At 64.8% G+C, this 25,090-nt stretch carries 27 protein-coding genes; 4 read left to right on the forward strand and 23 right to left on the reverse strand.

Going from position 1 to position 25,090, the window contains the following annotated elements; translation table 11 throughout:
* Positions 1-40: 40 nt before the first annotated feature.
* From DPM35_RS18145 to tesB, 5 genes are all read right to left on the reverse strand, one after another.
* A complete protein-coding gene (locus tag DPM35_RS18145; RefSeq protein ID WP_112128665.1) occupies positions 41-2,716 on the reverse strand; it encodes a DNA translocase FtsK in 2,676 nt (891 codons plus the stop codon).
* Between the two features lie 208 nt (positions 2,717-2,924).
* Entirely contained in the window at positions 2,925-3,203 is a 279-nt protein-coding gene (locus DPM35_RS18150) for a hypothetical protein (RefSeq protein ID WP_112129078.1), read from the reverse strand.
* 317 nt (positions 3,204-3,520) lie between these two features.
* Complete coding sequence (locus DPM35_RS18155) at positions 3,521-4,873, reverse strand: ammonium transporter (RefSeq protein WP_112128666.1); 1,353 nt, start codon at positions 4,871-4,873, stop codon at positions 3,521-3,523.
* A 31-nt stretch (positions 4,874-4,904) separates the two neighbouring features.
* Positions 4,905-5,243, reverse strand: coding sequence for a P-II family nitrogen regulator (locus DPM35_RS18160; RefSeq protein WP_027169082.1), 339 nt, complete (start codon positions 5,241-5,243; stop codon positions 4,905-4,907).
* Between the two features lie 249 nt (positions 5,244-5,492).
* Positions 5,493-6,356: an acyl-CoA thioesterase II gene (tesB, locus tag DPM35_RS18165; protein ID WP_112128667.1), complete on the reverse strand. Its 864-nt coding sequence runs from the start codon at positions 6,354-6,356 to the stop codon at positions 5,493-5,495.
* Between the two features lie 103 nt (positions 6,357-6,459).
* On the opposite strand from tesB, the gene DPM35_RS18170 reads away from it, so the two are divergent.
* The gene (locus DPM35_RS18170; RefSeq protein WP_112129079.1) at positions 6,460-7,737 is read left to right on the forward strand and encodes a ubiquinone biosynthesis hydroxylase; all 1,278 of its coding nucleotides are present in this window, start codon (positions 6,460-6,462) and stop codon (positions 7,735-7,737) included.
* Positions 7,738-7,878: 141 nt separating this feature from the next.
* Here the strand turns inward: DPM35_RS18170 and DPM35_RS18175 are convergent, their stop codons facing one another.
* The 3 genes from DPM35_RS18175 to DPM35_RS18185 all read right to left on the reverse strand — a co-directional run bounded on the left by DPM35_RS18175 (position 7,879) and on the right by DPM35_RS18185 (position 9,120).
* Entirely contained in the window at positions 7,879-8,409 is a 531-nt protein-coding gene (locus DPM35_RS18175) for a hypothetical protein (protein ID WP_112129080.1), read from the reverse strand.
* A 139-nt stretch (positions 8,410-8,548) separates the two neighbouring features.
* On the reverse strand, positions 8,549-8,905 hold the full coding sequence (locus tag DPM35_RS18180) for a YciI family protein (RefSeq protein WP_112128668.1): 357 nt from the start codon (positions 8,903-8,905) through the stop codon (positions 8,549-8,551).
* Complete coding sequence (locus DPM35_RS18185) at positions 8,902-9,120, reverse strand: hypothetical protein (protein ID WP_112128669.1); 219 nt, start codon at positions 9,118-9,120, stop codon at positions 8,902-8,904. The genes DPM35_RS18180 and DPM35_RS18185 overlap by 4 nt, the downstream gene beginning before the upstream one ends.
* Positions 9,121-9,336: 216 nt before the next feature.
* Here DPM35_RS18185 and DPM35_RS18190 point away from each other — a divergent pair, with 216 nt between their 5' ends.
* The gene (locus DPM35_RS18190; RefSeq protein WP_112129081.1) at positions 9,337-9,762 is read left to right on the forward strand and encodes an OsmC family protein; all 426 of its coding nucleotides are present in this window, start codon (positions 9,337-9,339) and stop codon (positions 9,760-9,762) included.
* A 208-nt stretch (positions 9,763-9,970) separates the two neighbouring features.
* Here the strand turns inward: DPM35_RS18190 and DPM35_RS18200 are convergent, their stop codons facing one another.
* From DPM35_RS18200 to DPM35_RS18230, 7 genes are all read right to left on the reverse strand, one after another.
* Entirely contained in the window at positions 9,971-10,600 is a 630-nt protein-coding gene (locus tag DPM35_RS18200) for a YceH family protein (protein ID WP_112128670.1), read from the reverse strand.
* A 224-nt stretch (positions 10,601-10,824) separates the two neighbouring features.
* Positions 10,825-11,604, reverse strand: a complete 780-nt coding sequence (locus tag DPM35_RS18205) for a succinate dehydrogenase iron-sulfur subunit (RefSeq protein WP_042645510.1) — start codon at positions 11,602-11,604, stop codon at positions 10,825-10,827.
* Positions 11,604-12,038 (reverse strand): DUF3052 family protein, encoded by a 435-nt coding sequence (locus tag DPM35_RS18210; protein ID WP_112128671.1) that lies wholly within the window; start codon positions 12,036-12,038, stop codon positions 11,604-11,606. The genes DPM35_RS18205 and DPM35_RS18210 overlap by 1 nt, the downstream gene beginning before the upstream one ends.
* Positions 12,039-12,040: 2 nt before the next feature.
* Positions 12,041-13,876, reverse strand: a complete 1,836-nt coding sequence (sdhA, locus tag DPM35_RS18215; RefSeq protein WP_112128672.1) for a succinate dehydrogenase flavoprotein subunit — start codon at positions 13,874-13,876, stop codon at positions 12,041-12,043.
* A 4-nt stretch (positions 13,877-13,880) separates the two neighbouring features.
* Positions 13,881-14,276, reverse strand: coding sequence for a succinate dehydrogenase, hydrophobic membrane anchor protein (gene sdhD, locus DPM35_RS18220; RefSeq protein WP_112128673.1), 396 nt, complete (start codon positions 14,274-14,276; stop codon positions 13,881-13,883).
* Positions 14,276-14,698 (reverse strand): succinate dehydrogenase, cytochrome b556 subunit, encoded by a 423-nt coding sequence (sdhC, locus tag DPM35_RS18225; RefSeq protein ID WP_112128674.1) that lies wholly within the window; start codon positions 14,696-14,698, stop codon positions 14,276-14,278. Before sdhC ends, sdhD begins: the two co-directional genes overlap by 1 nt.
* A 399-nt stretch (positions 14,699-15,097) precedes the next feature.
* Positions 15,098-15,601: a hypothetical protein gene (locus tag DPM35_RS18230; RefSeq protein ID WP_112128675.1), complete on the reverse strand. Its 504-nt coding sequence runs from the start codon at positions 15,599-15,601 to the stop codon at positions 15,098-15,100.
* Between the two features lie 342 nt (positions 15,602-15,943).
* Between DPM35_RS18230 and DPM35_RS18235 the strand changes: the two genes are divergently transcribed.
* Positions 15,944-16,300, forward strand: a complete 357-nt coding sequence (locus DPM35_RS18235; RefSeq protein ID WP_112128676.1) for a hypothetical protein — start codon at positions 15,944-15,946, stop codon at positions 16,298-16,300.
* Here DPM35_RS18235 and DPM35_RS18240 read toward each other — a convergent pair.
* Together DPM35_RS18240 and DPM35_RS18245 are read right to left on the reverse strand one after the other, a co-directional pair.
* Positions 16,284-17,486 (reverse strand): GGDEF domain-containing protein, encoded by a 1,203-nt coding sequence (locus DPM35_RS18240; RefSeq protein ID WP_112128677.1) that lies wholly within the window; start codon positions 17,484-17,486, stop codon positions 16,284-16,286. The genes DPM35_RS18235 and DPM35_RS18240 overlap by 17 nt on opposite strands.
* Positions 17,487-17,858: 372 nt before the next feature.
* Positions 17,859-19,055: a GGDEF domain-containing protein gene (locus DPM35_RS18245; protein ID WP_112128678.1), complete on the reverse strand. Its 1,197-nt coding sequence runs from the start codon at positions 19,053-19,055 to the stop codon at positions 17,859-17,861.
* A 164-nt stretch (positions 19,056-19,219) separates the two neighbouring features.
* Here DPM35_RS18245 and DPM35_RS18250 point away from each other — a divergent pair, with 164 nt between their 5' ends.
* On the forward strand, positions 19,220-19,525 hold the full coding sequence (locus DPM35_RS18250) for a hypothetical protein (protein ID WP_112129082.1): 306 nt from the start codon (positions 19,220-19,222) through the stop codon (positions 19,523-19,525).
* Positions 19,526-19,591: 66 nt separating this feature from the next.
* Here DPM35_RS18250 and leuC read toward each other — a convergent pair whose 3' ends face one another.
* The 6 genes from leuC to DPM35_RS18290 form a co-directional block, all read right to left on the reverse strand.
* The gene (gene leuC / locus DPM35_RS18255) at positions 19,592-21,001 is read right to left on the reverse strand and encodes a 3-isopropylmalate dehydratase large subunit (RefSeq protein ID WP_112128679.1); all 1,410 of its coding nucleotides are present in this window, start codon (positions 20,999-21,001) and stop codon (positions 19,592-19,594) included.
* 290 nt (positions 21,002-21,291) lie between these two features.
* Positions 21,292-21,942 carry a class I SAM-dependent DNA methyltransferase gene (locus DPM35_RS18265; RefSeq protein ID WP_112128680.1) on the reverse strand — a complete coding sequence of 217 codons (651 nt, stop codon included), beginning with the start codon at positions 21,940-21,942 and terminating at the stop codon, positions 21,292-21,294.
* A 57-nt stretch (positions 21,943-21,999) separates the two neighbouring features.
* Positions 22,000-22,812 (reverse strand): amino acid ABC transporter permease, encoded by an 813-nt coding sequence (locus tag DPM35_RS18270; RefSeq protein WP_112128681.1) that lies wholly within the window; start codon positions 22,810-22,812, stop codon positions 22,000-22,002.
* 261 nt (positions 22,813-23,073) lie between these two features.
* On the reverse strand, positions 23,074-23,871 hold the full coding sequence (locus tag DPM35_RS18280) for a transporter substrate-binding domain-containing protein (RefSeq protein WP_112128682.1): 798 nt from the start codon (positions 23,869-23,871) through the stop codon (positions 23,074-23,076).
* A gap of 168 nt (positions 23,872-24,039) precedes the next feature.
* The gene (locus DPM35_RS18285; protein WP_112128683.1) at positions 24,040-24,540 is read right to left on the reverse strand and encodes a MarR family winged helix-turn-helix transcriptional regulator; all 501 of its coding nucleotides are present in this window, start codon (positions 24,538-24,540) and stop codon (positions 24,040-24,042) included.
* On the reverse strand, positions 24,537-24,971 hold the full coding sequence (locus DPM35_RS18290) for an organic hydroperoxide resistance protein (RefSeq protein ID WP_112128684.1): 435 nt from the start codon (positions 24,969-24,971) through the stop codon (positions 24,537-24,539). Before DPM35_RS18290 ends, DPM35_RS18285 begins: the two co-directional genes overlap by 4 nt.
* Positions 24,972-25,090: the final 119 nt, after the last annotated feature.

Here is a 25,090-nt window from a genome sequence, read left to right on the forward strand (position 1 = left end):
GATTCAGGTCAGGCCGGCCCCCCCTGAATATCGACAAATCCTAGAACTTGTCGTCCTCCGTCGGCACCAGAATCTCGCGTTTGCCGGCATGGTTGGCCGGGCCGACAATGCCTTCCTTCTCCATCTTCTCGATGATCGAGGCGGCGCGGTTGTAGCCGATGCCGAGCCGCCGCTGGATGTAGCTGGTCGATGCCTTGCCGTCGCGCAGCACCACCGCCACCGCCTGGTCGTAAGGATCGTCGGAATCCTCGAAATTGCCGCCGCCACCGCCGCCGGAACCACCCTTGCCGGACGGACCGTCCTCGTCCTCTTCCTCGTCGTCCTCCGTGATGGCGTCGAGATATTCCGGCACGCCCTGCAGTTTGAGATGCGCGACGATCCGCTCGACCTCGTCGTCCGAGACGAACGGACCGTGGACGCGCTGGATGCGCCCGCCGCCGGCCATGTAGAGCATGTCGCCCATGCCGAGCAGTTGCTCTGCGCCCTGCTCGCCGAGGATCGTGCGGCTGTCGATCTTCGACGTCACCTGGAAGGAGATGCGGGTCGGGAAATTGGCCTTGATGGTGCCGGTGATGACGTCGACCGAGGGGCGTTGCGTGGCCATGATGACATGGATGCCGGCGGCGCGCGCCATCTGCGCCAGGCGCTGCACCGCGCCTTCGATATCCTTGCCGGCCACCATCATCAGGTCGGCCATCTCGTCGATGATGACCACGATATAGGGCATCGGCTCGAGATCGAGGTCCTCGGTCTCGTAGATCGCCTCGCCGGTCTGGCGGTCGAAGCCGGTCTGCACCGTACGCGAGATCTTCTCGCCCTTTTTCTCCGCTTGCTGAACGCGTGCGTTAAAACCGTCAATGTTGCGCACGCCGACCTTGGACATCTTGCGGTAGCGGTCCTCCATCTCGCGCACGGTCCATTTCAGCGCCACCACCGCCTTTTTCGGATCGGTGACGACCGGCGTCAAAAGATGCGGGATGCCGTCATAGACCGAGAGCTCGAGCATCTTCGGATCGATCATGATCAGCCGGCATTCCTGCGGGGTCAGCCGGTAGAGCAGCGACAGGATCATCGTGTTGATGGCGACCGACTTGCCCGAGCCGGTGGTGCCGGCGACCAGCACGTGCGGCATCTTGGCGATGTCGACGATGACGGCCTCGCCGTTGATGGTCTTGCCGAGCGCCAGCGCCAGCTTCGCCTTGGTCGTCTCGAAGTCGCGGCTGGCCATGATCTCCCTGAGATAGACCGTCTCGCGCTTGGCGTTCGGCAGTTCGATGCCGATGGCGTTGCGGCCGGGCACCACCGCGACGCGGCAGGCGATCGCGCTCATCGAGCGCGCGATATCGTCGGACAGGCCGATGACGCGCGAGGACTTGATGCCGGGCGCCGGCTCCAGCTCGTAGAGCGTCACGACCGGACCGGGGCGGACATGGATGATCTCGCCCTTGACGCCGAAATCCTCCAGCACGCCTTCGAGCAGACGGGCGTTCTGCTCCAGCGCGTCCTTCGACAGGCTTGGATCCTTGGCGACGTTCTTCGGCTCGGACAGGAAATGCAGCGACGGCATCTCGAACGTGTCGGAGCCGATCAGCGAGGTCTGCGCTTCGCGCTGGACACGGGCGCCCGGCACCGGCCGCGCCGCCGGCGCCTCGACGCGGGTCGCGGCATCGGAGCGGAAGTTCCGCACCTTGGCCGCCGCGCCGCGCCGCGGGGCGGGCGCCTCATCATCGAAGTCGTCGAGATCGACGTCCTCGTCCTGATCGTCGTCGAAAAAATCCTGGTCCGCCGGATCGACCGAGGCGCTGCGGTCATTGACCATGGCGGCGAAGAATTCCGGCTCGACACGGGCGCGGCCGCCCGGGCTCACCCGGCTTTCGGCGAATTCGGCCGATTCGACGCGCTCGGCGGCGCGCCGCCAGGCGCTGGCCTTGGGCTCCATCGGCGGCTCGAACTCATCGCGCTCCCGCCTGCGGCGCGCTGCGCGGCGGTGCAGGAAGGCGCGGAACGACAGCCACCAGTGGGTGACGGCGCCGAGCGCGAGTATTCCCTCATCGCCCTCGTCCTCATCCTCGTCGAACAGCATCTCGTCCTGCTCGCGCGGATCGGGCGCGGCGGTGCGCTCCATGACGGCGAAGCCGTTCTTGCGTGCGATCAGCGCCGAGCCATAGGCAAACAGCCACAACATCGGCGCGGCGAGGACGACCGCGATGATGCTGGCGAAAAGTCCTTTCGGATAGCCGCCGACCGCGATACCCGGGATCTTCAGCACCATATCGCCGAAGACGCCGCCGAGTCCGGTCGGCAGCGGCCAGGTGTTGGGCGGCGTCACGCAGCCGGCGATAGCCGCGGCCAGAAGCGCGAAGCCGAACCAGGCGAAGCCGCGCTTGGGCAATTTGTCGACGCCGCGCGCGGTGAAGAGCAGAAAGCCCCAGATCACCGCCGGAACCAGCCCGGCGACGGCGGCAAGGCCGAAGAACTGCATGGCAAGGTCGGAGAACACAGCACCCGCATAACCCATGGCGTTGGTGACGACGTTGCTGGTGGCGTGCGAGAAGCTTGGGTCGGCAACGTTCCACGTGGCCAGGGCCGCGATGCCGAAGGCGGTAAACAGGAACAGCCCGGCGCCGACCAGCCGCACGACCTGGCGTCGCGCGAATGCCTGGATGCCGTGCCCCGTATCGGTCAGCGCGAGCGGTGCTGAAGCGCCTGAACGCATGCCTCTTCCCCGTGATCGTTGCCTGGCCGGGCGCTTGGCGCACCCCGGCAGATTCGATCGCCACACTATCGGGGGGAAGGTTAAGGCCGCATTAACCATGGCCTTTTACCGAACTTCATCTGCAACAAAGGATGGCGGGCTCGCGGCCCGCCATCCTTTGCGCAAACGGTGAGACGATCAGGTCCTTGCGGAGCCCGATCCTCGGCGATCACTTGTTGGCGCCGCCATATGCCATCAGAGTGGCGCAGAATTCGGCGTGAGGCTTGCTCATCGCCGCGTCCTGGCACTCCTTCATCATCTTGTCCTGCTTGTCCTTTGGCGTCGCCGCCCAAGCCGCCTTGAAGTCGGCTTCCGGTTTCATGGTCTTCATGCTGGAATCGGTGAAGAACGGAGCCATGTTGTCCGGCTCATCGAGAGCACCGGCAAGTGCAACGCCGCTGATCATCGAAAGAGCCATGGCTCCGAGGAAGATGTTCTTGATGTTCATCAGGTGGTTCCTTCCCTCTTGTTTGGCGAGCGCCTTGATGACGCTCGCAATCCAAGTACGGAACCTGGCGGGCCAATGTTTCACGCAGGCGCGATCAAGTGAACGTGATCGAAAAGCCTTGGATGGCCGCCTGACAAAAAAGGAGGCCCGGAAGGGTGTTCCGGGCCTCAAGGCGTGAGCCCCTTTCGAGAGCGTCACGACGGGATCTTGGGAGGAATTCGGGGCCGGCGGGAGGAGGATCCGCCGGCCCTCGGGGCAATTCCAGGAAAAGTGTGAAACCTTCCGGAATTGCGCCCTGGTAAGGGGCAAAGGCAGCCTTACGGCACCACTTCGCCGTGCTGGGTGACGTCGAGACCTTCGACCTCTTCCTGGGTGGACGGACGCAGGCCGACCAGCGCCTTGACGATGTAGAGGATCACGAAGGTGGCGATCGCCGTCCACAGGATGGTGAAGATGATGCCGTAGATCTGCTTGCCGACCGAAGCATCCTTGCCGAGCGCGTTGATCGCCGGATCGGCGAGCGCGCCGGTGAGCAGGGCGCCGACGATACCGCCGATACCATGCACTCCGAAGGCATCGAGCGAGTCGTCATAGCCGAGCGCATGCTTGAGCTTGACCGCCGACAGGTAGCAGATGACGCCGGCGAGGATGCCGACGATGAAGGCGCCGGTCGGGTTGACGAAACCGGAAGCCGGCGTCACCGCGACGAGGCCGGCGACCGCGCCCGAGATGATGCCGAGCACCGAAGGCTTCTTGGCGACGATCCATTCGGCGAACATCCAGGCGAGCGCCGCGGCGGCGGTGGCGACCTGCGTGTTCATCATCGCGGCGCCGGCGAGGCCGTCGGCCGCCAGTTCCGAACCGGCGTTGAAGCCGAACCAGCCGACCCACAGCAGCGAGGCGCCGATCACCGAATAGACGAGATTGTGCGGCGCCATGTTGGTGGTGCCGTAGCCTTCGCGCTTGCCCAGCACCAGTGCGCAGACCAGACCCGCGACACCGGCGTTGATGTGGACGACCGTGCCGCCGGCGAAGTCGAGCACACCGGCAGCGCCGAGGAAGCCGCCGCCCCACACCCAGTGCGCGATCGGCGCGTAGACGAACACCAGCCACAGGCCCATGAAGAGCAGCAGCGCCGAGAATTTCATGCGCTCGGCGAAGGCGCCGGCGATCAGCGCCGGCGTGATGATTGCGAAGGTCATCTGGAACATCGAGAAGACGAATTCAGGAATGTTCGAGACACCCGGCAGCCAAAGCGTCGTGACGGTGATGCCGTGGTGGAAGAAGCGCGAGAAGCCGCCGATATAGGCATTCATTGATGCCGATTCATTGGTGGTGAAGGCGAGCGAATAGCCGAACATGAACCACAGCACCGTCACTAGGCAGGTGATGGCGAAGCTCTGCATGATGGTGGCGAGCACGTTCTTCTTGCGCACCATGCCGCCGTAGAACAGCGCCAGGCCCGGAATGGTCATCATCAGCACCAGCGCCGTCGAGGTCAGCATCCAGGCGGTATTGCCGGTGTCGAGAACCGGGGTCGGCGCGGCGGGTGCCGCAGGCGCCGCCGCCGGAGCAGCCTCCTGCGCGAAGGCGGCGGCGGTGCTCAGCGCTACGAGAGCGAGCGAAGCGGCCGCGCGTCCCGTCGTCTTCAAGGTGGAAGGAATATTCATTGAACTCTCCGTTGGAATGGATGGTCGCCGCTCAGAGCGCGTCGGTGTCTGTTTCGCCGGTACGGATGCGCACCGCCTGGTCGATGCCGAAGACGAAGATCTTGCCGTCGCCGATCTGGCCGGTCTTGGCGGCCGAGGTGATGGCTTCAACGGCCTTGTCGACCATGTCGGCGCCGACCGCGACTTCGATCTTGATCTTGGGCAGGAAGCTGACCGCGTACTCCGCGCCGCGATAGATTTCCGTGTGCCCCTTCTGACGCCCGTAGCCTTTGACTTCGGTGACGGTCAGGCCCTGGATGCCGACGGCGGTGAGCGCTTCGCGCACCTCGTCGAGCTTGAACGGCTTGATGATTGCCATCACGATTTTCATAAGGTTTCACCCTTTGCTGTTGCGGTCCCCCGCGTTTGCACACCTACACCGATCCCGAGGAGAGCCGGAGAGTGCCCGACAGGATTCAAGCTCCGTGCCAATTGCCGAAGCAGGGTGTTAACCTGTTGTAAACAAAGGCGCAGAGCGGTCCGCGCACATCATTTGTGCGCGGTCGCATCTGGCGCCACGATTAAAAAATAGGCAAAATCGCCAAAATGCCTACTTGGCAGGCATCAACCGGAAGCTGGCTCAGCGCTTGAGTCGGATCAGGCCTTCCTGGGCGACCGAAGCGATGAGCGTTCCGTCCCGCGCGAACAGCGAACCGCGCGTGAAGCCGCGCGACCCTTGCGTCGACGGGCTGTCCTGATTGTAGAGGATCCAGTCGTCGAGCGAGTGGCTGCGGTGGAACCACATGGCATGGTCGAGGCTGGCCGCCTGGATGTCGCGATCGAAGATGGCGCGGCCATGCGCGAAGGTCGAGGTGTCGAGCAGCGTCATGTCGGAGAGGTAGGCGAGCACGGCCGCCTGTATCGCACGGTTTTCGGGCACCGGGCCGGTGGTGCGGATCCAGATGTTCTGCTGCGGATCCAGCTTTTCGCGGCTCGTATAGTGCTTCAGCATCACCGGCTTCATCTCGATCGGCCGGTCACGATCCCAGTAGCGCCTGATGCCTTCCGGCACCGCTTCGCCGAATTTGCCGAGCAGCTCGCGCTGCGAGAGCAGCGTGTCGGGCGCCGGCACGTCGCGCGGCATCGGCATCTGGTGCTCAAGGCCGATCTCGTCCTGCTGGAATGAGGCCTCCAGCGAGAAGATCGCCTGGCCATGCTGGATCGCCACGACCCGGCGCGTGGTGAAAGAGCCGCCGTCGCGGATGCGGTCGACCTCGTAGACGATCGGCAGCTTGGTGTCGCCGGGCCGCATGAAATAGCCGTGCAGCGAATGCACATGGCGTTCCGGCTCCACGGTGCGCTGCGCGGCGACCAGCGCCTGGGCAATGGTCTGGCCGCCGAAGACGCGCTGCCAGTCGACCTTTGGGCTGCGACCACGATACAGATTGTGTTCGAGCTGCTCGAGGTCGAGAATGTCCAGAAGCTCGTCCATGGCCGCCGTCATGTCTGAAATCCTTCAAGGATGCGCCATGGCCGGTTTCGGACAGGATGTGCGGCCAGTCAAGGCCGCAAGCGGCGGCCCGACGAAGCCGCGAAAGGATGATGCCATGGTCGACCGCAAGCCGGATGGAGCAAAGGCCGACGCGAACCGCGAAGCTCCGCTCGACGTGCTCATCGCCGGCGCGGCCTATGTCGGCCTCACCGCGGCAGTGTCGCTGAAGCAGGCGCGGCCGGGCCTCGCCATCGCCGTCGTCGACGCCGCGCCCGCAGGCGTCTGGCAGCGGGACGGCCGCGCCTCGGCCATCGCCACGGCCGCCGGCCGCATGCTGGAACAGCTCGGCGTCTGGGACGAGATCGCGCCGGAGGCGCAGGCGATCACCGAAATGATCATCACCGACTCGCGCGCCGCGGACCCGGTCCGCCCGGTGTTCCTGACCTTCGACGGCGAGGTGGCGCCGGGCGAGCCTTTCGCCCACATGGTCGCCAACCGTGACTTGAACGGCGCGCTGCGCCGCCGCGCCGAAAAGCTCGGCATCGATATCATCGAAGGCATCGCTGTCAGCGCCTTCGACGTCAACGGCGCAGGCATCACGGTGCACCTGGCCGATGGCGCTATGCTGAAGGCGCGGCTGCTGATCGCAGCCGACGGCGTCAACTCCAGGCTGCGCGACATGGCTGGCATCAAGACCGTCAAATGGGAATACGGCCAGTCCGGCATCGTCTGCACGGTGGCGCATGAGCGCCCGCACAACGGCCGCGCCGAGGAGCATTTCCTCCCCGCAGGCCCGTTCGCGACGCTGCCGCTGAAGCCGGACAAGGATGGAACCAACCGTTCGTCGATCGTCTGGGTGGAGCGCACGCAAGACGCCAAGGCGCTGGTCGAGGGCGACGAGTTCGTCTTCGAGCACGATCTGGAGCAGCGCTTCGGCCTGAAGCTCGGCGAGATCCGGGTCGTCGACAAGCCGCGCGCCTGGCCGCTCGGCCTGACGCTGGCCCGCGCCTTCGTCGCGCCGCGCATCGCGCTCGCCGGTGATGCCGCCCATGGCATCCACCCGATTGCCGGCCAGGGCCTCAATCTCGGCTTCAAGGATGTCGCGGCCCTGGCCGAGGTCGTGGTCGAGGCCGACCGGCTCGGCCAGGATATCGGCGCCCTCGACGTGCTCGAGCGCTACCAGCAGTGGCGCCGCTTCGACACGCTGCAGATGGGCGTCACCACCGACGTGCTCAACCGGCTGTTTTCCAATGACATCGGTCCGCTGCGCGCCGTGCGCGATCTCGGCCTGGGTCTCGTGGAACGCATGCCCCGGCTGAAGGATTTCTTCATCCGCCAGGCCTCGGGCCTGTCCGGCGACACGCCGAGGCTGCTCAAGGGCGAGGCGATCTGAACGCTTGGCAGTGACGCCGAAAATTCAGGTCAGGCCGAGTCGAAAATGGCGGATCCCGAGAACCGGAGCGGAGCGTACTTTTCGTACGTGAGCACCGGAAGCGCAGGGAGCCGGCATTTGCAGGCCGGCCTCACCTGAATTCTAGTTCACTTCAAACCCCAGCTTCTGCCGCAGCCTCAGCGTCCGCTGGTCGGCGATCTTCAGGCTCTGCTCGCCGCCTTGCGCCACACGGTTCAGCATCCTGAGCAGATCGTCGCGCTCATGCGGGTCGAGGCGGCCGCGCAGGAAGGGCGCCAGCTTGTCGATAACGATCGTCGTGTCGTCGACCTGCGCGGCCGCCCATTTTGCGTAAACGACCGCCTCGTCCGTCTTCTTCGGGTTTTCCGCGATCTGCGAGATGACGTCCCGGATGACAGCCTCGCGCTGCGGCAGGATCGGGCCGTGCTCGGCAACGATCGCGGTGATCAGCGTCGCCGCCGCCACCACCGGATCGTCGATCGCCGTCAGCGGCGAGAGCGCGGCCTGGTTGCGCAGTTTCTTGCGGCGCATGTTGCCCTGGACGCGTCCGACGACGTCGGCGACCTCACGCGCGGCGTCGCTCATATATTTCAGCCGGTACCACCAGATGGCCGCCGCTCCGAGCAGACCAAGTATCGCAATAAGAAAAGGCATGCCGAATTCCCCCGAAATCGCGGCGACGATAAGAGAGATGCGGCCCTGCTTCAACACGCAAAGGTTGCGTCCGTGAAGAAACGCTGAACATGTTTCCTGCGAGAGACAGTAGCAATGCCGCGCCCGACCTGGCCGGCGCCTATGACCCTTGTATGTCGTAGATCGCCCTGACCTCGACAGTGCCGAGCTCGGCCAGCGGAATGCCCTCGGCGATCTTCAGCGCCTCGGCGAGGTCGGCCGCCTCGACCATGACGAAGCCGAGCAGCTGCTCCTTGGTCTCGGCGAATGGCCCGTCCGTCACCAACGCCTTGCCCTTGCGCCGCCTCACCGATTTCGAGGTCTTCACCGACTGCAGCGCCTGCGCGATGATCAGCTTGCCTTGCCGGTCGAGTTCCCTGTCATAGGCAAGCGAGTCGGCATCGAGCCTGGCCGCCCGTTCCGGGGTAAGTGCGTAAAGGTCCTTCTCCTCGCCATAGACCAGCAGGACATATTTCATCTCGAGCTCCCTTCGGTGGCCACGTTATAGAAAGCAATGGCGGCGGTGTCAGTTTTGCTTGCCGTGTGGTCGAGCAGGCATGCCGCGACGCCGACAATAGCGATGGCCGCAGCCAGTCGACCGAGACCGGGGGTCGGCGAATCCAGCCAGAACGCCTCCACTCGCCGGGCTTTTCGCTCCGGCTTTCCCCAGATCGCAACAAACAGATTGTCCATCTCAAATCTCCATCGGCCATGAGTGGCCGCCCACAGGACGGTCCGGCCGATGGGAAGTCGACATTTTTGCGCGGACATTTTTTTCGTAGAAACTTTCGAAGCGTTCCGTGCGGGTACGATCATACCAAGCGGTGGATGGTCTTCCGCCGCGCCCGCGCTATAGTCACGGAAACGCTGGCGCCCGCCGGCGCAACCCCGACAGAGCAGGAGGACTCCATGGACCGCACCGCAAACGCCGTCTGGAAAGGCAATCTGACGGAAGGCCAGGGCACGCTCGACACGCAGAGCGGCGCCTTGAAGGGCACGCCCTACTCGTTCAAGGCGCGCTTCCAGGACGAGAGTGGCAAGTCCGGCACCAACCCGGAAGAGCTGATCGCCGCCGCGCATGCGGGCTGCTACGCCATGCAGCTGTCGCATTTCCTGGCCGAGAACGGCACGCCCGCTGCCGAGCTCGACGCCAAGGCGGTGGTGACGCTGGTGCCCGGCACCGGCATCACCGGCAGCGCCATCACCCTGGTCGGCAAGGTGCCGGGCATCGACGCGGCGAAGTTCAAGGAACTGGCCGAGAAGGCCAAGGCCGAATGCCCGGTGTCGAAGGCGCTCGGGGCGATCAAGGTGTCGCTGGACGCTAGGTTGGGGTGACTGGTTTTAAAGGGCGGCGATCCTTCTCCCCCTCTCTCCCCTGCGGGCATCTCCCCCTCAAGGGGGGGAGATCAGATGTCACGCCGGCTTTCGCCAATCTCCAACGCCGTAAGCTGAGCGCCAGCGCCGAAGCTGCCAATCTCCCCCCTCGAGGGGGAGATGTCCGGTAGGACAGAGAGGGGGGCCTCGCGCCAACCTTTCTGGTGAGCTACAAACCCAGCGCTTCGATCTTCGCCCGCAATGCCGCGACCTCTTCCTCCAGCGCCCTGACGCGCGCCGCAAGGTCGGAGTCTGCCGACGCCGGCGGCTGCCAAGGCGCCGCCACAGAAGCCGCCTCCACCGCTCCGCTCAGCAGATGTACATAGCGCTCCTCGCGCTGCCCGGGCGCGCGTTCGAGCAGCTGGATCAATGGCGGCCTCCGCCCGATCATCAAATCGAGATTGTCGCGCAGCTCCTCAATCGAGGCAAAGCGCGCCATGCGCTCCGAGCGGGCCAGCAATTCATGCGCCGTCTGCGCCCCGCGCAGGAGCAGCAAGCCGATCACCGCGATCTGCGGCGTGGTCAGCGAAAAACGCTGCGCCATCAGATGCTCATAGCGCTCGACGCGCGAAGCGAAGGCCTGGCGCACCAGCCCTTTCTGCTCGAGCGTGCTCAGAGCCCGCCGGACCTCCGTCAGCTCCAGCGCCATGACGGGCTCGCGCGCCGTCTTCTGGTTGGCGGCCTGATGCGCGCCGTTGAGCGTCAGTGGATAGACGTCCGGCGTCAGCTCCTTCTTCTCGATCAGCGAGCCGAGGACACGGGCTTCGACGGGTGAGAGGATGGGGAGATCTTCGCTCATTGAGTTGCCTATCCTTTGAGGCTGGGGGGACAGCACCCCCTCTGGCCTGCCAGCCATCTCCCCCGCAAGGGGAGATCAGCAGTTGCAGCGCCGCTCGCCCATTGTTGCAACGTTGAAGATTAGCGAAAGCCGGAATGACAGCCAATCTCCCCCCTTGCGGGGGAGATGTCCGGCAGGACAGAGGGGAAGGAACGCTGCGCTGGCCCCGAGCGAGCCCACCAACGCTAAACCCGCCTCTCCACCATCATCTTCTTGATTTCGGCAATTGCTTTCGCAGGGTTCAGCCCCTTCGGGCAGGTCTGCGCGCAATTCATGATGGTGTGGCAGCGGTAGAGCCGGAACGGGTCTTCGAGGTTGTCGAGGCGTTCGCCCGTCGCCTCGTCGCGGCTGTCGATCAGCCAGCGATAGGCCTGCAGCAGGGTGGCCGGGCCGAGATAGCGGTCGCCGTTCCACCAGTAGCTCGGGCACGACGTCGAGCAACAGGCGCACAGGATGCATTCGTAGAGCCCGTCGAGCTTCTCGCGATCCTCGTGGCTCTGCAGCCATTCCTTGGCCGGCGTCGGCGAGACCGTCTTCAGCCAGGGCTCGATCGAGGCGTGCTGGGCATAGAAATTGGTGAGGTCGGGCACCAGGTCCTTGATCACCGGCATATGCGGCAGCGGATAGATCTTGACCGCGCCCGAAATATCCTCGGCGCCCTTGGTGCAGGCGAGCGTGTTGGAACCGTCGATGTTCATCGCGCAGGAGCCGCAGATGCCTTCGCGGCAGGAGCGGCGCAGCGTCAGCGTCGGGTCGATCTTGTTCTTGATCCACAGAAGCGCGTCCAGCACCATCGGACCGCAATCGTCCATGTCGACGAAATAGGTGTCCATGCGCGGGTTTCCGCCGTCGTCCGGCGACCAGCGGTAGATGCGGTATTCGCGCAGATTGGTGGCGCCTTCCGGCTTCGGCCAGGTCTTGCCCTGCTGGACCTTGGAATTCTTGGGAAGCGTGAGTTCGACCATTACCTGCGGTCCTTTCGGATGACGAGCTTCAGCCCCGACCAGATTTCGTTGACGGCGGCGACCTTGACGTCGACCAGGTCGCGCTTCAGCGCCTCCGACCGGATCACATCCTCGGTGACGTCGGTCGGCACTTTCGAGGCCTTCTTCGGCCAGGAAACCCAGACCATGCCGTCGCGCTTGATCGCCGTCTCGATGCCGGCCAAGCCGTCCTCGATCTCGGCGCGCAGCCGGGTGAAGGCATGCACGGCGTCGTATTGGCGGAAGCCCGAGATCGCCGACCATTTCGGCAGCCGATCGACCTTGGCGAAGGACACGGCTTCAGCCAGATCGTCGAGCTCCGACGGCAGCGCGATGAAGGCGGCGACCATGCCGTCCTTCAGGCCGAGCTTGGCCGGAAGGGGCGTGCCGGAATATCCGGTGGCCGCGAGCGCCATGGTCAATACACCCTGGCCTTCGGCGCGATCTTGGCCGGGTTGATGCCGCCGTCCTTTTCTGCCAGCAGCGTCTCGGTATGCACCGGCCGGTAGGTGAGCGTCACCTTGCCGTCCTCGCTGACATGGGCCAGCGTGTGCTTGCGCCAGTTGGCGTCGTCGCGGGCCGAGAAATCCTCCCGCGCATGCGCGCCACGGCTCTCCTTGCGCGCCGCGGCGCCATAGACCGTGGTGATGGCGTTGGCCATCAGGTTTTCCAGCTCCAGCGTCTCGACGAGGTCGGAATTCCAGATCATCGAGCGGTCGAAGACCTTGATGTCCTTGAGCTCGCCCCAGATCTCGGAAACGCGCTTGCAGCCATTGTCGAGCGATTCCTGGGTGCGGAACACAGCGGCGTCTTCCTGCATCGCCCGCTGCATCTTCTCCCTCAGCACCGCCGTCGGCGTCGAGCCGTTGGCGTGGCGCAGCCTGTCGAAGCGGTCCATGATCTTTTCGACCGAGGCCGCGTTGGGCGAAGGGATAGGCGAACTGCGGTCGATCACCTCGCCCGCGCGGATGGCCGCGGCACGGCCGAAGACGACAAGATCAATCAGCGAATTGGAGCCCAGCCGGTTGGCGCCGTGCACGGACGCGCACGCGGCTTCGCCCACCGCCATCAGGCCGGGCAACACGCGATCCGGGCTCTCGGCCGTTGGGTTGAGCACTTCGCCCCAATAATTGGTCGGCACGCCGCCCATATTGTAGTGCACCGTCGGCAGCACCGGGATCGGTTCCTTGGTGAGGTCGACGCCGGCAAAAATCTTCGCCGATTCCGAAATGCCGGGCAGCCGCTCATGCAGCACCGCCGGGTCGAGATGGTCGAGATGCAGGAAGATGTGATCCTTCGCCGGCCCGACGCCCCGGCCTTCGCGGATCTCCATCGTCATGCAGCGCGAGACCACGTCGCGCGAGGCAAGGTCCTTGGCGGACGGCGCATAGCGTTCCATGAAACGCTCGCCCTCGGAATTGACCAGATAGCCGCCTTCGCCGCGCGCGCCTTCGGTGATCAGGCAACCGGCGCCGTAGATGCCGGTCGGGTGGAACTGCACGAACTCCATGTCCTGCAGCGCGAGCCCCGCGCGCGCGGCCATGCCGCCGCCGTCGCCGGTGCAGGTATGCGCCGAAGTGGCGGAGAAATAGGCTCGGCCATAGCCGCCGGTCGCCAGCACCACCATCTTGGCCGAGAAGCGGTGGATGGTGCCGTCATCGAGATTCCAGGCCACCACGCCGGTGCAGGTGCCGTCCGGCTCGGTGATCAGGTCGAGCGCGAAATATTCGATGAAGAATTGCGCGTTGTTCTTCAGCGACTGGCCGTAGAGCGTGTGCAGCATGGCATGGCCGGTGCGGTCGGCGGCCGCGCAGGTGCGCTGCACCGGCGGGCCCTCGCCGAAATTCATCATCATGCCGCCGAAGGGCCGCTGGTAGATCTTGCCCTCTTCGGTGCGCGAGAACGGCACGCCGTAATGCTCGAGTTCGTAGACGGCGGCGGGCGCCTCGCGTACCATATATTCCTGCGCGTCGATGTCGCCCAGCCAGTCCGAGCCCTTGACGGTGTCGAAGAGGTGCCACTGCCAGTTGTCCGGCCCCATATTGGCGAGCGAGGCGGCGATGCCGCCTTGCGCCGCAACCGTGTGCGAGCGGGTCGGGAACACTTTGGTGATGCAGGCGGTGCGCAGCCCCTGCTCGGCCATGCCGAGCGTGGCGCGCAGGCCCGCACCGCCGGCGCCGACGATCACCACATCGAATTTGTGGTCGACAAAAGTGTAGGCTGAAGCCGTGCCGGCTGTATTTGCGTTGGCCAAGACGTCAGCCTCCGAATGCGAGTTTGAGCAGGGCAAACAGCGAAGCGACGCCGACTGCGACTGCGAAGAAGGTGTTGAGGGCGATCAGCGCCAGCTTCATGCCCTCGCCATGCACATAGTCCTCGATGATGACCTGCATGCCGAGCCGCATGTGGTAGAGGCCGGAGATCAGCACCAACGCCAGCACCAGCGCCACGAACGGGTTGGCGAGTGCCGCCCGCACTTCCGTGTAGCCGTGGCCGTTGACCGCGATCAGGAAGCCGACGAAGAACAACAGCAGCGGGATGTTGGCGATGGCCGTCAGCCGCTGGCGCCAGAAATGCTGCGTGCCCTCGCGGGCCGAGCCCAGGCCGCGCACCTTGCCGAGCGGCGTACGCATATCGGTGTTGTTCGCGCTCATCAGAAAGCCCCCCGCGCAGCATAGCCGGCTATCCAGATCACGAGCGTCAGCACGATCGAGCCGGCGAGTGTCGCCCAGGCGATCTTCGAGGCGGTGTGTTTTTCGAGCCCCGCGCCGGTGTCCCAGATGAGGTGGCGCAGCCCGCCCAGCATGTGGTGCATCAGCGCCCAGGTGTAGCCGAACAGAACCAGCCGGCCGAGCCAGGAACCGAAGGCCCAGTCGACCCGGTCGAAGGCGGCCTGCGAGCTCGAAGCGGCGATCAGCCACGCCGCCACCAGCAGCGTACCGAAATAAAGCGCGCCGCCGGTGATGCGATGGATGATCGACATCGTCATCGTGATCGGCGGCCGGTAGATCGTCAGATGCGGCGAGAGCGGTCGTTCACGTCTGGCAACTGCGCGGGTGGCTGGTGATTTGCTCATGGCTCCCCCAGTTCGGCATCCTTGAAGCCGGGATGGAAATGCGGCGTCTGCCGCCCTCCTACATGGCTCCGGACAGGCGGTTTCTAATGCTCTTTTTGCACCGCGTCAAAGCCGGAAAACCGTTTTGGAAACATCATTTAGTCTGACAAACCGGCGGTCGCGCGCTTCAATCGATTAGCGGCTGTTTTGAAGCCGGCGCAACGTCGCTGCATCGCAGCAAGATCGCATGCCTGGAGGGTTGGATTCAGGCCAGGCCGAGCCGGAGTCGAAGACGCGCGCGAGGCGACCAAACACGGCAGTTTCCGAAAACCGGAGCGGAGCGTACTAAAGTACGTGAGCACCGGAAGCGCAGGAAGCTGCCGTTTGCAGGCCAGCCTCACCTGAAGATCAGGCCACCCGCTATCTCCGACAGGTCTGCGGGGTCGATCCCCTCTTCATCACCAGCGCCTCGCGGCCGTCGATCACGATTGCGTCATGCGTGGCCGCTTCCTGGTAGCGGCTGCTCTGGTTGGCCGGCGAGGCGGCAAACTCCTCGGTCGAGCCATCCGGCCGGACCACGCGCAGCGACGAGCCGAGATTCTGGATGGTGATCATGCCGCCATTGCCGCATCTGTAGGTGGCGGTGCCGATGCCGGATCGCGGCACGGTAAGGTCGGTGACGATCTTGGTTGCGGGCGCAGGCGTTGCAGGCGTCTTGGTCGTTGCAGATGCCGGGGCCGTTGCGGGCAGCGGGGGCGTTGCAGCTGCCGGGGGCGCCATGGATGAGGCGGACTGCGGGGCCGGAGCAGGCGAGGCGGCGGGCGGCGCGGCCGCCTTCGGCGCGCCGTCCTGCGGCACGCAGGCCGCGGCCGCGAGAAGCAGCGGGATGGTGATCGACACCCGAACCGTGTGGCCAAAGCTCATGCGCTGCCCTTTCGTGCGCGGCACGCTACAGCAATTCCAGGAAAAGTGTGAAACGGTTTTCCGTCCGGAATTGCGTCAAAACAAAGAGATAGAGTGGTTTGTCGTTTCCGTTAAACGGCGAACCGCTCTAGCCACGCGACGCATCAAGATCAAGATCACCCGGAGTCAGCCGGCTGCATGCCTGCCCTGCGGCGGGCAGGAACCGCGCCCCGAAAATTAACCATGTTCCTTAAGAACCGGCGCCGAAAGCCCCCCGCCTCTTAACAAAGGTTAAGAAAGGGTTAATTTCCGATTCGAACCGAAATCCAGGCGCGATCCGTCGCACCATCAAGGGAGAGCGACATGCGTTCGAATTCAGTGCGGGCAAGCGTTGCCGCCGCGGCGCTGGCAGGGCTGGTCTTGGCGATCGCGGTGCCGGCCGAAGCCGGATTGCGCCACCACGACCGCGTCTACGCCGATTCCTTCGGCAATCTCGTCATCGACAGCGCCGCCGGCTACAAGCGCATCATCGTCGGCGAGGGCAGGCACGCCAAGGAGCTCTCGAACTTTACCAGTGCCGGCCAGCCCGACGTCGTCTATGACGACGCGGACGAGCCCGGCGCGCCCGGCTGCTACCAGCCGCCGGTGCTGGTCAAAGGCCGCTCCTATATGTACGGGCTTTCCGACGGCGAGATGCCCAATCTCAGCCCTTGCCGTTGAAGATCGTCGGCGTTTGGCGCCGCCGCAGCGCACCTGACACGCGCACGCAGTCGCGGCCGGCATTCTTGGCTTCGTAGAGCGCGGCGTCTGCACGCCGCAAGAGATCGGCAAAACCTTCGTCGGCGATGAGTTCGGCCACGCCGAAGCTTGCGCTGCAGCGATGGTCGGCCGGCAGGCCCTCGATCGGCAAGGCTCCGAAGGCGTTGCGCGCGCCCTCGGCAAACAGCCGCGCCGCGGCAAGATTGGTGCCCGGCAGGATGATGGCGAATTCCTCGCCGCCGATACGGCCGGCAACATGGTGCTCGGCGGCGGCCTCGCGCAGGAAGCCCGCGAAGCTCTCGATCACACGGTCGCCGCAGGCATGGCCGTAGCTGTCGTTGATGCTCTTGAAGTAGTCCAGATCGGCGATCACCAGCGCCACCGGCACGCCGCGCCGGACGGCGTCCCGCATGGCAAGGTCCGCGTGGCGCTCGAAACCGCCGCGGTTGAACAGCCGCGACAATGTATCCGTTTCCGATTTCGAGGTCGCCTCGTTGAGCGCGTCGCGCACCAGGACGGCTAAAGCAAGCAGCGCCAGCGCCAGTCCGAACACGGTGCCGAGCGATTGCGACACAAGCGCGTAAGCCGTCTGCACATAGGCCTGCGGGTTGGCGCCCCAGCCACCCAACGCACCCGCGATCAATGGCTTGGAGGCAAACTGCACGGCGCTGGCGCCGAGCACCAGCGCGAGCAGATGGTCCAGCCATGCCAACCTCTGTCGGGAAGAGAGCACGATGCCGAGCGCCGCGAACTGCATGGCGGCATAAGGAAGCTGGTAGGCCATCATGCGCGTGAGCGACTGGCGCGGCAGGTCCTGCACCAGATAGACGGTGACCGACGCGGCGACCAGGAAGCACAGCATCGGCGCCCAGGGCGGCCGCACGCCGTATTTATGGGCCAGCCCGCCATTGAAGGCGATGGTCGCGCCGAGGAACACGGCAAAGGCGGCAACGACCGGCAACCGGGCGTCCGCGAAGGCGGGGATGCTGAATTCGACGGCGAAATAAGCCATGCCGAGCAGGTAGCTGAAGGCAAGCCAGCGCGCCGACACGCGCCCGGTGCCGTATACGGCAACCGCCATGAACGCCGCCGCCAGGAGCCCGGCGACGAGCATGTTGATCATCAGTATGAAGTCGGCGCTGCCCATGTCTGCTCCTTGACCGGGAGCAAATCATCGACCGGCGAAAATCACGTTAACGTCAGCTGTAGTACGGAACCGCAGGCCTTGGCGATTAGCCGCAAGGCCCGTCGCTTCGTCGTTCCAGGGCGGAGCAAGGAGCGGAGCGAAGCGCGCAGACCCTGGAATCCATGCCGTTACGTCAGAGCGATTCCAGCGGTGCAGATTCTGCTCCGCTGCCTTCTTCGGCTGGGGTCACGGAATGGATCCTCGGGTCTGCGCTCCGCTTCGCTTCCGCTCCGCCCGGGATGACGAAGTCGAAAAGCCACGGCCAATCGCGAACGTGGCGGTGGGTTTCTGAACAAAGCAGAGGGCTTGGGGCAGCCCGACGCTCAGCCCGCCTCACCCGACGGCGAGCCGCTCGGCGACGAACGTTGTTTCCGGCCTCTCATAGGAAAGCCGCACGCTGTCGCGGCCGTTCCTCTTGGCCTTGTAGAGCGCTTCGTCGGCGCGCCGCATCAAGGGCATCAGCCCTTCCCTGCCGGAGCGCGCGGCGACGCCGAAGCTGGCGGTGACCCTGGTGCCGGGCGGCAGGCCGTCGATTGCGCCGGCCGAATAGAAGGTACGGATCGCCTCGGCGAAGAGCCTTGCCGCCCCCAGGTCGCTGAGCGGCAAAAGAACGGCGAATTCTTCGCCGCCGATGCGGCCCGCGGCCCCGCGCGCGCCGGTGGCGGAACTGAGCTTCGCGGCGAAGTCAGCGATCACCCGGTCGCCGGCCTCATGCCCGTACTGATCGTTCAGGGCCTTGAAATGATCGAGGTCGGCCAGCACCAGGGCGACGGGAAATCCTGCCCTGCCGCACTGGTCGAGCAGCAGGGTCGACCGCTCCTCGAAGCCGCGGCGGTTGAGGATGCCCGAGAGCGGATCGGTGTGGGTCTCGGCCTTCAATGTCCTCATCACGTCGAGCGCCGCGGCCGTGAACAGGCTAAGCGCGATCAGAAGCGACAAAAGCGCGTGCGAAAGCAGCGCCGTCGTCCAATAGGACGAGGCGTAGAAACCGTCATAGCTGGGGAACGGCCCATGCGCGATGACGACGACCAGCGTGCGGACGATGAAGTTCAGCCCCGACAACAGCGACAGCACGAACAGGATCTTTTCGGTCGGACCGTTGTTGCGAACCGTTCTGAGTTCCGCCCCGACCAACAGGCTGAGCGCGCCGAAACCGAAATTCATCCCAAGCACGCGCCAGGTGAGGTCCGGCTGGACGAACATGAACCACAGGAAGGCGGCGAGCCCGCCGCCGGTGACGACGCCGATCCCGACAAAGGGCACGCGCCGTCCGTAGCGCGCGACGATCGCGCTGGAAAGGCAGCAGGCCGCTGTCGTGAAGCAGATGTTGGAAACGAGCTTGGTCAGCGCCATGCCGATAGGCAGCGTGAAATATTGGAGCAGGAACCCCGGCGCCGACAGGCAGTAGCTGGCGCCGAGCACGGCCAGGTACGGCCGGTGGCGCTGATAGCACCACAGCACGAGGAACGCAGCGCCAAGCGCCAGCGCTATCGTCGGATTGAGCAGCGCTATGAGCAGACCGGTGTCCAAAGGACTGCGACTTTCCCCAACTTACCCAAGGGCAGATACTAGGAGTTAAGCCCAAACAAGCGGTTAAGCCCTTTCGATAAATAGGTCGCAGAGCCATGCGGAACCGGCCTGCCGGAGCGGCGTTGTCCGGCCAGATCAGAGACGCCAGACAGGAGACGATTGCGATGGCCGGCACGATCACTTTGACCGATCATGATGAAATCCGCTCCTGGGCGGCGGCGCGGGCCGGCTTCCCGGCCATCGTCGACGTCTCGCCCGAGGCCGGTACGCAGCCCATGCTGCGGCTGGTTTTTGGACAGCAGGCCTATGAAGACACCGACCGTCCTGAACGTCCGATCAACGCCGGCGGCTACGAGCTTGTCGAATGGGACGAATGGTTCAGGATCTTCGACGAGCGGCAGCTGGCATTGGTCGTCGCAGCCGACGAGCCGGGCCGGCGTGAGGAGTTTCACGAGATCGTTCGCAGATAGACCCCCCGCAAAGCAAAAGGCCCGGACGTCGTGGCCGGGCCTTTTGTTTGCTTCTGAAGCCGATGGTTACTTCCAGTCGCGGATGTCGACGAAATGGCCGGCGATCGCGGCGGCCGCGGCCATGGCCGGCGACACCAGATGGGTGCGGCCCTTGAAGCCTTGGCGACCTTCGAAGTTGCGGTTCGAGGTCGAGGCGCAGCGTTCATGCGGCTTCAGCCGGTCGTCGTTCATGGCCAGGCACATCGAGCAGCCAGGCTCGCGCCAGTCGAAGCCGGCGGCGACGAAGATCTTGTCCAGGCCCTCGGCCTCGGCCTGTTCCTTCACCAGGCCGGAGCCGGGCACGATCATGGCGTTGACGCGCGGATTGACCTTCTTGCCCTCGACCACCTTGGCGGCGGCGCGCAAATCCTCGATGCGGCCATTGGTGCAGGAACCGATGAAGACCCGGTCGAGCGCGATGTCGGTGATCTTGGTTCCAGGCGTCAGGCCCATATATTCCAGCGCCCGATGCTTGGAGGAACGCTTGGTCTCGTCCGTGATGTCGTCGGGGTTCGGCACGATGCCCTGCACCGAGACGACGTCCTCCGGCGAGGAGCCCCAGGAGACGATCGGCGGCAGCTTCGCCGCGTCGAGCACGATCACCTTGTCGAAATGCGCGCCTTCGTCCGACTTGAGCGTCTTCCAGTAGGCAAGCGCAGCATCCCATGCCGCGCCCTTGGGCGCGCGCGGCTTGTCCTTGACATAGGCGAAGGTCGTCTCGTCCGGCGCGATCAGGCCGGCGCGCGCGCCGCCCTCGATCGACATGTTGCAGATCGTCATGCGGCCTTCCATCGACAGCGAGCGGATCGCTTCGCCCGCATATTCGATGACGTAGCCGGTGCCGCCGGCCGTGCCGATCTCGCCGATGATGGCGAGGATGATGTCCTTGGCGGTGACGCCTTCGGGCAGCTGGCCGTCGACGCGCACCAGCATATTCTTGGCCTTGCGCTGGATCAGCGTCTGGGTGGCGAGCACATGCTCGACCTCTGACGTGCCGATGCCATGCGCGAGCGCGCCGAAGGCGCCGTGCGTCGAGGTGTGGCTGTCGCCGCACACAATGGTCATGCCGGGCAGGGTGAAGCCTTGTTCGGGCCCGATGATGTGGACGATGCCCTGGCGGACATCGTTCTCTGAGTAGTATTCGATGCCGAAATCCTTGGCATTCTTGGCCAGCGCCTCGACCTGGATGCGGCTTTCCTCGTTCTTGATGCCGAACTTGCGCTCCGGCGAGGTCGACACGTTGTGGTCGACCACGGCCAGCGTCTTTTCCGGATGGCGAACCTTGCGGTTCGACATGCGCAGGCCTTCGAAAGCCTGCGGGCTGGTGACCTCATGCACGAGGTGGCGGTCGATATAGAGCAGGCAGGTACCGTCGTCCTGGCGGTCGACGACGTGGTCGTCGAAGATCTTGTCATAGAGGGTGCGCGGTGCGCTCATGTGCGTAAATCCGTCGATATGAGAATGGGAAAAGCACGCCGGCCATCCGGCGCGAAGACTGCGATCGGTCGGGTCAGTTAAGTCGGCTGGTCAGCGCGCCGCAAACGCGCGCGGAGAAACGCGACGGCAGGCGCTTTCTGTCCTGCAGCACGAAACCCTTGTAGGCCGGATCGCTGAAAAGCTTTTCCATGGCGGGGTAGATAGCAATGTTTTGCCTTTTCGGCAATTGCGGCGGGGATCTGGTTCCTCTCCCCCGATTTCGCGGGGGCGAGGAACTGGCGCCCAGCTATTCACACCACCTCGAACACAAACGTCTTCACCAGCGCCTCCGGATCGCCGATGGCATAGCAGCGAAACCATGGGCTCTGCTCGACCAGCCGCCATTTTCCCGCCTGCGCGAGCTCATCGAACACCGCCTGGAAGCCGCCGCTCTCGAACACCTGGTCGCGCACGGTGAAGATGGCGTGGCCGCCGCTTTTGGTGATGCGCACCAGCTCGTGCAGGCCGGCGGCCGGCGCGTGGCCGATGGTGAAGACGCCGGTCGAGAAGAAGGCGCGGAAATGCCGGTCTGGCCAGGGCAGCGGGCCGCCGAGCATCGCCTTCTTCAGCTCGCTATAAGCCGGCTTGCCGCCGGCCTGGCGGCTGCCGGCGAGCTTCAGCATGTCGTCGGAGAGGTCGAGGCCGGCGATGTCGGCATAGCCCAGAGCCTTCAGCGACGGCCCCGACAGGCCGGTGCCGCAGCCCGCATCGAGCAGCGGGCCTTCGCCCGCCGGCACATGCCGCGCCACCCAGGCCGTGATCAGGAACGGCAGGAGGTAGCCGAGCGAGGCGGTCTCGCTGTCATAGGTCGCGGCCCATTCGGCATAGGCCTTGGCGAGCCCTTCCGGCGTCTCGGCCGAATAGACGGAGTCCAGCGCCGCATTGGCCTTGTCGAAATTCATGGGACGTGTCCTCCGCAATGACAAGAGGAAGATCGTAGCGCGGACTTTTGCTGCCGGCTATTCCTGATGCTGGCGGCGCAGCCGCTGCTCCAGCGCCCGCAGCGCCAGCGACAGGCCGATGGTCAGGATGAGATAGATGTAGGCGACGATCGAATAGGTCTCGAAAAAGCGGAACGAGCCGGCGGCATAGACCTTGCCCATCTGGGTGATGTCGGCGACGCCGAGAACCGAGACCAGCGAGGAATCCTTGACCATGGCGACGAAATCGTTGCCGAGCGGCGGCAGGATCATGCGGATCGCCTGCGGAAATACGATCAGCCTAAAACGCTGCGCCCGGCTGAGCCCCAGCGCCTTGGCGGCTTCTATCTGGCCTTTCTCGACCGACTGGATGCCGGCGCGGAACACTTCCGAGATGAAGGCCGAGTAGCCGATGGTCAACGCCATGATCGCGCGCCACAGAAGCGAAACATCGCGCACCAGCAGCTCACCCATCAGGCCGGCGCTCTGCAGCGGCGCGGTCAGCGCATTCCAGGCGGCGACGAAGGCCGGCGCGCCGGCAAAGGCGATCCAGAACAACAGCACCAGAATCGGCACGCCACGGATGATCTCGACATAGAAGCGCGCGATCTGGCGCAGCCACTGCGATCCCGACAGCGCCATCAGCGCGATGCCGAGCCCGAGCGCGGAGGCTAAAGCAAAGGCGACCGCGGTGACGAAGATGGTGATGCCGATGCCCTTGGCGACCGTGGCGAAGACCTCGGCATAAAGGTCGCTGGACGCGATGGCGAGGGCCGCGGCCAGTGCGAGCACGGCCGCGGCGGCAAGCCACCACGGGAATTCGGGTTTGGCGGTGGATGTGGACGCTGCCATCAGGCGGTTTCGCCAGAGAGGAAGCCTCGAGAGCAGGGCGCCCAGTCCCCCCTCTCTGGCCTGCCAGCCATCTCCCCCTCAAGGGGGGAGATTGGCAGTTTGAGCCGCTCCGCCCATTCTGCGACATTGACAGTTGGCGAAAGCCGGCGCGACATCTGATCTCCCCCCTTGAGGGGGAGATGCCCGGCAGGGCAGAGAGGGGGGCCTGGGCGCAATGTCAGCGCGATTTCCTGCAAATTCGCGGCGCGCAGCAAGACGAGCCTACTGCCCCATCTTGTAATCGAGGAACCACTTCTTGTTGAGCTTGTCGAACGTGCCGTCGGCCTTCAGCGACGCGATGGCGGCGTTGACCGGCTTCACCAGGTTCGAGCCCTTGGGGAAGATGAACCCGAAGTCCTCGGTGCCGAGCGGGCCGCCGATCAGCTTCAGCTTGCCTTCCGAAGCATCGACATAGCCCTTGCCGGCGGTACCGTCGGTGAGCACGACATCGACGTCGCCCGCCTTCAGCGCCTGCACGGTCGCGCCGAAGGTCTCGAACAGCTTGATGCGCGGGTTCTGCTCATTGCCGTCGAGGACGCTGTAGACGGCGGTGTAGAAGGGCGTGGTGCCGGGCTGGGCGCCGATCAGCCCATCCTTGAAGGCGCCGAAGCTCTTAGCGTCGGTGAAGCGGCTTTCGTCGCCGCGCACCAGCATGAACTGCTCCGAGCGCATATAGGGGTCGGAGAAGTCGACCTTCTCCTTGCGGTCGTCCTTGATCGTGATGCCGGTCATGCCGATGTTGTACTGGTTGTCGGAAACCGCCTGGATCATCGCGTCCCAGGAGGTGTTCTGGTACTCGACCTTGAAATTCAGCCGCTTGGCGATCTCGTCCATCGCGTCATATTCCCAGCCGATCTGCTTGCCGGTCTTCTTGTCGATGAACTGCAGCGGCGGATAGGCGTTTTCCGTCACCACCACGACCTTCTTGCCGCCGAGATCGGGCAAATTGTCGGCGAGCGCGGCGACAGGCGCGAGGAGGCAGGCCACCATAGCGGCCAGCAGCAATTTCGACTTGGTCATGACAAATCTCCGAGGGTGCGACCGCGCTGCAATTTTCGCGGCCTGAGAAAATCCGGCGCCGACTTTAGCTTGCCGCAAGCGCCTTGCAAGCCGGTCTGCTGCGACGTTGCGCACCAAAGGCAAATCCAATGCTCTTCGGAGATGGCTTTGAGGACGACGTTGCCGCTTTCAATCCTGATCGGCGGTGGCCTCGCGCAGCCCGGCGACCAGACGCGTCAGCGTGCCGTGCAGGGCCTTCAGCTCGGCCCGGTCCAAAGGCATGGCGCAGCCCAGGCCTTCCTGTACGTCCTTCATCTTCGCTCGCAGCGCCTGGCCCTTGGCGGTTGGCTCGACCAGCACCCGGCGTTCATCGGCGGCGTCGCGCCGGCGCGTCACCAGCCCGCCCGCTTCCATGCGCTTGATCAGCGGCGTCAGCGTCGCCGAATCGAGGCCCAGTGCCGCGCCGAGCTCGCCGATCGTGCTCGGCGAATGCTGCCACAACGCGAGCATTGCAAGGTATTGCGGATAGGTGAGGCCGAGCGGATCAAGCAGCGGCCGGTAGAGCTTGGTCATCAGCCCGCTCGCCGAATAGAGCGCGAAGCAGAGCTGCTGGTCGAGACGCGGCACGGCGATAACCCCGGCGTCCAGCGCCGGGGTGTCTCTGCTCATTGTTTCGGTTGTCGTCGTCATGCTGCCTTTGCCGGAAGCGCCGTGGTGGACAGCGCCACATCGATATTGCCCCGGATGGCGTTGGAATAGGGGCAGATCTTGTGCGCTTCCGATACAAGCGCCTCGGCACTCGCCTGATCAAGCCCCTTGATCTCAGCCGCCAGCGCAACGCCGAGCCTGAAGCCGCCCTGGTCGTTCGGATGGAGGCTCACCGTGGATGTGATCGAAGCGTCCTCGAGCGGCAGCTTCTGCTGGCGGGCGACAAAACGCACCGCGCTCTCGAAGCAGGCGGCATAGCCGACCGCGAAAAGCTGTTCCGGGTTCGTAGCGCCACCCTTGCCGCCGAGCTCCTTCGGCATCGCAAGGTCGACCTTTAGCAGGCCGTCGCTGGTTTCGCCGTGACCGTTGCGGCCGCCGCTGACGTGAGCCTGGGCGGTGTAGAGTGCAGACATTTTCGATCTCCATTGATTTGTACACGATTATTTAGTGTACAAGATAATTGGTTGTCAACCCGATTTCGTCATCCACGGGCGGAGCGCCGCGCAGCGGCGCGCAGACCCGAGGAACCATT

Source organism: Mesorhizobium atlanticum (assembly GCF_003289965.1).
Lineage (GTDB): Bacteria > Pseudomonadota > Alphaproteobacteria > Rhizobiales > Rhizobiaceae > Mesorhizobium > Mesorhizobium atlanticum.